The sequence below is a fragment of the Rahnella sp. RFA10(1/100) genome (assembly GCF_004195115.1).
GTDB lineage: Bacteria > Pseudomonadota > Gammaproteobacteria > Enterobacterales > Enterobacteriaceae > Rahnella > Rahnella perminowiae.
On record NZ_SEWR01000012.1, the window covers coordinates 89176 to 96718 of the forward strand.

7 protein-coding genes are annotated in these 7543 nt (G+C 47.1%); 4 read left to right on the plus strand and 3 right to left on the minus strand.

Features of this window, described 5'->3' with window-relative positions:
• Positions 1-139: 139 nt before the first annotated feature.
• The 4 genes from ETV65_RS23330 (at position 140) to ETV65_RS23345 (ending at position 4729) form a co-directional block, all read left to right on the plus strand.
• Positions 140-481, plus strand: coding sequence for a helix-turn-helix domain-containing protein (locus tag ETV65_RS23330; protein WP_129955467.1), 342 nt, complete (start codon positions 140-142; stop codon positions 479-481).
• A 247-nt stretch (positions 482-728) separates the two neighbouring features.
• Positions 729-1739 (plus strand): LacI family DNA-binding transcriptional regulator, encoded by a 1011-nt coding sequence (locus ETV65_RS23335; RefSeq protein WP_129955468.1) that lies wholly within the window; start codon positions 729-731, stop codon positions 1737-1739.
• Positions 1740-1865: 126 nt separating this feature from the next.
• Complete coding sequence (locus ETV65_RS23340) at positions 1866-3287, plus strand: MFS transporter (protein WP_129955469.1); 1422 nt, start codon at positions 1866-1868, stop codon at positions 3285-3287.
• 83 nt (positions 3288-3370) lie between these two features.
• The gene (locus tag ETV65_RS23345; RefSeq protein ID WP_129955470.1) at positions 3371-4729 is read left to right on the plus strand and encodes a NosD domain-containing protein; all 1359 of its coding nucleotides are present in this window, start codon (positions 3371-3373) and stop codon (positions 4727-4729) included.
• 104 nt (positions 4730-4833) lie between these two features.
• Here the strand turns inward: ETV65_RS23345 and ETV65_RS23350 are convergent, their stop codons facing one another.
• The 3 genes from ETV65_RS23350 to ETV65_RS25030 all read right to left on the minus strand — a co-directional run.
• A complete protein-coding gene (locus tag ETV65_RS23350) occupies positions 4834-6195 on the minus strand; it encodes an MFS transporter (RefSeq protein WP_129955471.1) in 1362 nt (453 codons plus the stop codon).
• A gap of 210 nt (positions 6196-6405) precedes the next feature.
• Positions 6406-7320 (minus strand): GntR family transcriptional regulator, encoded by a 915-nt coding sequence (locus ETV65_RS23355; RefSeq protein ID WP_129955472.1) that lies wholly within the window; start codon positions 7318-7320, stop codon positions 6406-6408.
• Positions 7321-7356: 36 nt separating this feature from the next.
• Positions 7357-7543, minus strand: a 187-nt coding sequence (locus ETV65_RS25030) for a hypothetical protein (protein ID WP_205951627.1), incomplete at its 5' end; no start/stop codon positions are given.

The window sequence follows — 7543 nt, forward strand, 5'->3', positions numbered from 1 at the left end:
CCATTCATTATACGAGTAAAAAATTCATGGCCATATCAGCCACCTCTGCGGAGATACTCTAGTGGTTATAAGCTCTGTTGGAAAGTAGGCACACTTTTGATATATAGAGATAAAAAGTATACTAATGGAGTTTTTGAGAATGACGACTCAGCAAGAACGGAATTACCGGTGTACCGTCGAAGCAACAATTGCAGTAGCGGGTGGCAAGTGGAAACCGCTGATCATTTACTATCTGCTCACGGGAACCAAGCGGTTTGGCGAGCTCCGTAAGCTTATCGGCGGGGTCACACAGCGTTCATTGACGTTACAACTCAGGGAACTTGAAGCTCATGGCATTATTTCCCGGGAAATATTTGCTGAAGTTCCTCCACGCGTCGAATATTCACTGACTGAGTTGGGTTTTACGCTTGAGCCGGTACTCGACACGATGAAGCGCTGGGGAGACACCTATATATCCTGGCAACAAAGAGATGATAAATAATCAAGATTCTAACTTTGGGCGTTGCCTTTGCTTTTATTGCGGCCGTTGTAATGCTGGCGGCGGGCATCCACAGATTGGATTAGTTGCGAATGATGTAGCAGCAATCCGGGATGCGTTTAGCGACTCAGGCCGAACTGAGCGGGCAGACAAGGTTTCATGTAACGCAACAACATGTGAACTGGCTTACATTTTTGACCTGCATCACAATTTATAGTGACAGAATTGTTAAACGACGCATCTCATTATCATGGCATCCATTAAAGACGTAGCGAAAAAAGCGGGAGTATCAACGGCTACCGTATCGCGAGTGCTGAATAATCACCCCAGCGTGATACCTGAAACACGCAAAGCGGTGCGTGATGCCATGGATTACCTGTGTTATGTGCCCAGTAAGAGCGCGTTCCAGCTGAGTGGTAAATGTTCCGGGCTGATTGCCGTCGTCGTGCCAAATCTCGTCAATCCTCACTTTTGCGAGTTGCTGGCGACATTTGAAGAAGAGGCAAGGTACATTGGAAAATCGGTGATTGTTAAGACACACCAGAATCAACCGCAACAGGATAAGCAGATTATCCACACCTTAATTGGTATGGGAATTGACAGTCTGCTCTGGGTGCCAACAGAAGCAGAGGCCGAACTTTCTGAATGGTTAACTGCTACCCATATTCCGGTCGCGGTAGTCACGCAGGTTTCACGTTTTTTTAATTCCGTCTCTATCAACCAGAGTAAAGGTGCGGAAAGTATTGCGGAACATTTTATACAAACCGGGCATACCACCTTTGGGTTTGTTGCCCAGGAGGGCGTTGATAATCGTAAAGTCTCCGCCTGGAGTAAAAAAATTACCGGTCAGGGGCTGACTTTCAATAAAGAGAACCAATTCTGGATAGCGAAAGGGGAAGGGGAGAGAACGTCGGGCCATATCAGTATCCTTGACAAGATTATCGAGAAATTAGCACTCCGGCGAAACGAATGTTCATGCCTTTGGGTATATAACGATGTCGCTGCCAGCTATATTATCGACGGATTAAAGAAGCAAGGGATTTCTGTTCCTCAGGATATTGCGATCGCCAGTTTCGATAACACCTTACTGGCGCAAACAAAGGGTATTACCAGCGTTGCACAGCCGATACATGAAATTGCACATCTGGCATTCCAGATGGTTAAAAACCAAAGCAAACAAGAAGGGATCGAAATGTATGAAATTGTCTCCCGGTTAATTATACGTGAGAGTAGCGTCAATATGGACATCACGACCTTTTAATTTCTATATTCCATTATTTAACGTTGCCGGTAGGATAAAACCTATTCCCTTTCTGTTATCAGTACGGGCATGGGTCATAAAAACCCGTGCTTCAAATTTATGACTGCGCATTATCGAGGTAATATTATGTCTGCCACTGTAATGGAAAAACAAAGTGCTTACACAAAGTTGAGTCTAAAAGAAAAGATCGGCTACGGAATGGGTGATGCAGGTTCCTGTATGATCTGGAGCGTGCTGGCACTTTATCTGACATGGTTTTATACCGATGTATATGGTTTATCTCCAGGCATCGTAGGGACATTATTCCTGGTAATACGTATTTTCGATGCCTTCAGCGATCCCATCATGGGGGCAATTTGCGACCGGACACACAGCAAATGGGGTAAATTCCGCCCCTGGTTATTGTGGATGGCTGTGCCCTTTGGTCTGGGTGCCATATTGATGTTCACCACGCCTGATTTAAGCATGAACGGAAAAATCATTTATGCGTGGGTGACTTATCTGATCATGTCGTTGATTTATACCGCCATTAATATCCCCTATTGCTCGGTCGCAGGCGTGATTACGCTGAACCAAAAGGAACGACTGGGTTGTCTGTCATGGCGTTTCTTTCTCAATGGTCTGGCGACACTTATTGTCTCCTCCTCCATTTTACCGTTAACCGACTGGCTGGGTAACGGTAACCGTGCATCGGGTTTTCAGTTGACGATGATGATTATGGGCGGAGCCGCGACCTTAATGTTTCTGTTCTGTTTTTCCAGTATTAAAGAGCGTGTGGTTTCTATTAAGCCCAACGATTCCCTGATGAAGGATTTAAAAGATATCGCCAGGAATGACCAATGGTTATTGATGATTTCGATTACGTTTCTGAACGTTTTCCCTGCATTTATTCGTGGTGCGGTGACTATCTATTATGCTACCTATGTCATGCAGGCCTCAGTAGGATTTATTACTTTATTTATGGCGCTCGGCGTTGCCTGCAATATGTTGGGCAGTGTGATAGCGAAGCCACTCACTGACCGATTTGATAAAATAAAGCTATTCCGGATTATTAATATCATTCTGGGTATCCTATCTTTCGCATTGTGGTTCGTCGACCCGAAGTCACTGACACCGCTGTTAAGCTTATTTATCATTATTAATATCCTGCATTTAATTCAGTCCGGTCCTATTCTCTGGGCCATGATGTCCGATGTTGATGACTATGGTGACTGGAAATTCGGTAAACGCCTGACCGGTATATCCTTTGCCGGTAATCTCTTTATGCTCAAAATGGGGCTGGCTGTCGCCGGGGCCATCGTTGCCTGGATATTGTCATTCACCGGTTATGTAGCCAATAAACCTGAGCAAAATGCACAAACCATACAGGGCATCGTTATCATGTTCTCGTTGCTGCCGATGGTAAGTTATTTTATCAGCGCGTTCATGGTGCGTTACTTCAAACTCAATAATACCCTTGTTGAAAAAATAAAAGTTGATCTCGCAAAACGTGAACTGGAAAACGGTTCAGATCAGTCGCAGGAGTTTAAGGATATCCCCGTGCATTAATGTCAGTAAGACTCCTTACGACTGCGCCGGATACGTTGCGCTACCAATTTATCACTTATTAATGTCAAAGAAGGATGTTACACATGCCGAGTCAAAACTATTATGATGTCACTGACTGGAATCAAGGTAATCCGTATGAAGATATTGGCGAGGTCATTAACAGTATTATCGCGGATATTAAAAGCAGGCAAACGGATACGAATGTTAATCAAGGCGGAAAGCCAGGGGCGGTTATCTATATTCCACCCGGTGATTATCCTCTCCTCACGCAAGTTGTTATAGATATCAGCTATCTGAAAATCATGGGTTCCGGGCATGGATTCACCTCTTCAAGTATCCGGTTTAATACGCCTGAGAGTGAATGGGTTAACTGGCACGAAGTGTGGCCAGGCGGAAGCCGTATCCTCATTGAACTGCCCGCAGGTGTTGGCACGAAAGAATCCGACGGCGCCGCTTTTTACGTCGCGCGCAGCGGGGATCCGCGGATAAGTTCGGTCGAGTTCGCTGATTTTTGCATCGATGGTTTGCACTTTGTTGATGATGGTTCAGGAAATGATGATCCTGAAAACACCTATCTCAACGGTAAAACGGGCATTTATATTGCCAGCGCGCAGGATTCATTCCGCATCAGCGGCATGGGCCTGGTGTATTTAGAGCATGGCGTGACTGTCTATAATGCCGATGCTCTGGCGATACATAATAATTTCATTGCTGAGTGTGGTAACTGTATAGAATTACGCGGGTCGGGTCAGGCCTCAAAAGTCACCGATAATCTGATCGGCGCGGGTTATCGAGGTTACTCAATTTATGCGCAGAACTTTGGTGGCCTTCTGATCACTGCAAACAACATTTTCCCGCGCGGCAAAAGCAGTATTCATTTTTCGGGCGTAGTACGCTCGTCTGTCAGCAGTAACCGGTTCCATTCATTTTATCCGGGAATGCTGGTCTTTGAGGGCAGTTGTTCAGAAAACCTGGTATCTGCAAATCATTTCTTCCGTGAGCGTGAACCCTGGGGCCCGATGCAGCCTTACAACAATGGCTTAGATGATTTGTATGGCCTGCTGTATATCAGCGGCGATCATAATTCGATCATTGCTAATCATATTTCGGAAACGATAGATGCTCAGTACATTACACCGCCAGGAGCGAAACCGGTGATCATCCGAGTGGTATCAGGTCAGGGGAATTATATTTCTGATAATCATGTTGTTGCTACAACCGAAGCATCGCAAGTGCAGGACGCTACAGGCTCTTGTTTCTCTACACAAGTGAGCTCATTACTGGCGACTCAGGGGTTGCAAGCGCTTGACGTGACCACGGTACAGATTGAAAAAGAGTCCATTCAAAATACCATTCTTGATTCCGGTAGTGATGCTCAGGTTGTAGTGGACAAGGCAGTCAACGCCTTCAGGTCTACTCCTGTTCCGGGCCTGCCGGTGTAATAACGGCAGTAACGCCCGTCATTATCGCTATTCCTGCATCAGACGGGCACTCCCGTCTGATGCACCCTAACTGAGTCTCTATAATACAAATCAACCTTCAGCTTTTAATCTTTTCGCGGGTCGCTAATAGGCTGCCGTACGAGTATTACATAAGCCAGCGCTCCCAGCGCCGTAACACAACCACATATGATCAGTGCCAGACGGAAAGAGTGGGTGGTATCCACGATAAAACCCGTAACAATCGGCGCAAACGACGCGCAGAGAAAGCTGGCAAAGTTTTGAATGCTGCCTACCGATGCCGTCATGCGTGATGCCACTGCGACGTGAATCAAACCCCAGCATGAGGTACCGGCAAAATGAATACAGAACAGCGCCATGCCGATGAGAAGCACTGCGCTCATGGATGTTGTGGCCTGCGGCACTAAAAAGGTAAAGGCCGCTGAACAAAGCATACCCGTAATGATGCAGATTTTGCGGCTCCTGATCGGGGCCATTCCCCGTCTCACCAGCCAGTCTGTGACGAAACCGTTAATCAACATACCGGCCGCACCAAACAGGAAGGGGATAGCCGCCATCATCCCGGTGCTTTTTAAGTCAAGGTTATACGCAGTTTGCAAGTAGCCGGGGAGCCAGGCCAGATACAGCCACGCGGTGTAGTTAATGCCACTGAATCCCAGCATCATTCCCCACATGGTGCGGTTACGGAACAGGCTGCGCCATTCTGCAAAGCTAAGCGGGTCCCGACGCGCGTTAATACTGCCAGCATTCAGATAGGCCTGCTCTACAGTGGTCAGCTCCACGTTCTCGCGGTTCCGGTAAAGCATATACCAGCCGATGGCCAGGAACACACCCAAAATACCGATAGTAATAAACATCAGGCGCCAGCCCATCAGGAGCATCATCGCTGCCAGAATCGGCGGGCTGATGGCTACACCAATGGTGGATGCGGCGTTGAAAACCCCCATAGGCTTTCCGCGCGCTTTAATGTTGAACCAGTCGTTGATCACCTTGACGCCACAGGGGTTCATTGGCGCTTCGCCGATACCCATGCCTATCCGTACCAGGATAAACTGTGTGAAGGTATGCACCATGCCTGACATTGCCTGGAAGAGTGACCAGAAAAACATGCCCAGTCCAAGCATAATACGCGGACCTTTGCGGTCAAGCAGGGGGCCGCAGGGCAGTTGTGCGAAACCATAAGCCAGGGAGAACACGGATAACAGTGCACCAATTTCAGTGGCACTCAGTCCCAGCTCATGACGGATAGTCAGGTTCGCGACAGACAGGGAACTGCGGTCAAGATAATTAATCACTGCGGCAAAAAATAGCAAGATCATTGCCGTTGTCTGGATCCGTTTAATACGTGCAGAGCGCTCTAATAAACCGTTTGGCGGAACTGGGATGTCCGCGAATGTGGTCTGATCAAACGTTGTCTGCCGGTCGAGGGTAATATTATTTTTTTCCACGCCAGACTCCTGAGATTTGATTATTACTTTTCATTAATGGATTAATGGAAAGGTCTCATTAATTCGTCAGGGGAGGATTGTTATCATCTCCTGACGAATCTTCCGTCGTATAACCGACGTGTTATTGAAAATAGGAGTGGCATTTTATTTTGCGTTTAACTTTTAACTGAAGCGTGCGCCTGATAATGGTTTACTGCTTTTAATCGGTACTTAATGGAAAACAGACGCAGTCTGATTGATGGAGCGGACCATCGATTGTTTGGCTGTCTGGAGGTGGTTACGCATCGCCAGCATGGCGTCCATATCGCTGCGGCAAATCAGGGCACTCAGAATGGTCATATGCTCATCAATGGCAATAATATTGCGCTGCTTCAGGTCACTTTCATCCCACTGGTAGTGGAAATGGAAGATGACAGAAATAATCTCAAGTGACTGATCGAAAAATATATTATCGGCTGCAGAAAGCAGTAACCCGTGAAACTCCCGGTCCAGGGAAGAGAACTTACGAAAACTGTCGCCAATGCTGTCACGAAGGGTCCGGTGACGTTCAAGCAGCGCTTTTGCCTGAAACCAGCGGGGGTCATCAGCAGGCAGATTTAAAAAGCGCTGAAGGGCGTGGGTCTCCAGCATCTCCCTCAGTTCAAACAGTTGTTCCGCATAGCGTTGATCAAACCGTTTCATGCTCCAGTGACCCCGTTTCTCGCTTTCAATCAGGTTGTAGCGGCCAAATTTCAGGAGGTATTCACGTACTACAACCGGGCTGACACCCGCAGCACGCGCGAGCTGAAGTTCTGAGAACGATTCTCCGGCGCGAAGCTGACGCTGATTTATCATCGAGAAAAATGCCTGTTCGAAGATTTTTGTTTGTGCCTCCAGCGGTTCACCGGAGCAGGCAAAACCGTCGTTATTCTCTGGCTTACGCAAGATCAGGTAATCACTTCCTGCAGCCTGCAATACGCCACACTCGCAGAGATGAGCAAGAATATGACGGACTGTGGTGCGGCTAACGTTGTACATCTCCGCGAGTGAACTTTGGGATGGGAGCGGTGAAGGGATATGCCCCCGATCCATATCATAGATAACCTGGTTGACGACGTTATGACGTAACTTTTGTGACCGGCTCATGGGTGATCCTTATGTTTCTTGCTATTAAAAACGGTTTTAAAACCGTTTTATGAGTCGGGTTTCACAAATCAATTTTCTTATTTCACGATTTTTGTTTTTTTCATTGATACCTGGGTTAACAAAACAGGAGAAATGAATCATGACGACAATGAATGCCCTGATATGCCAGGAACCTACATCACTTATCTGGAAACAATGCGCAATTCCGGTTCCCGGTGATAAT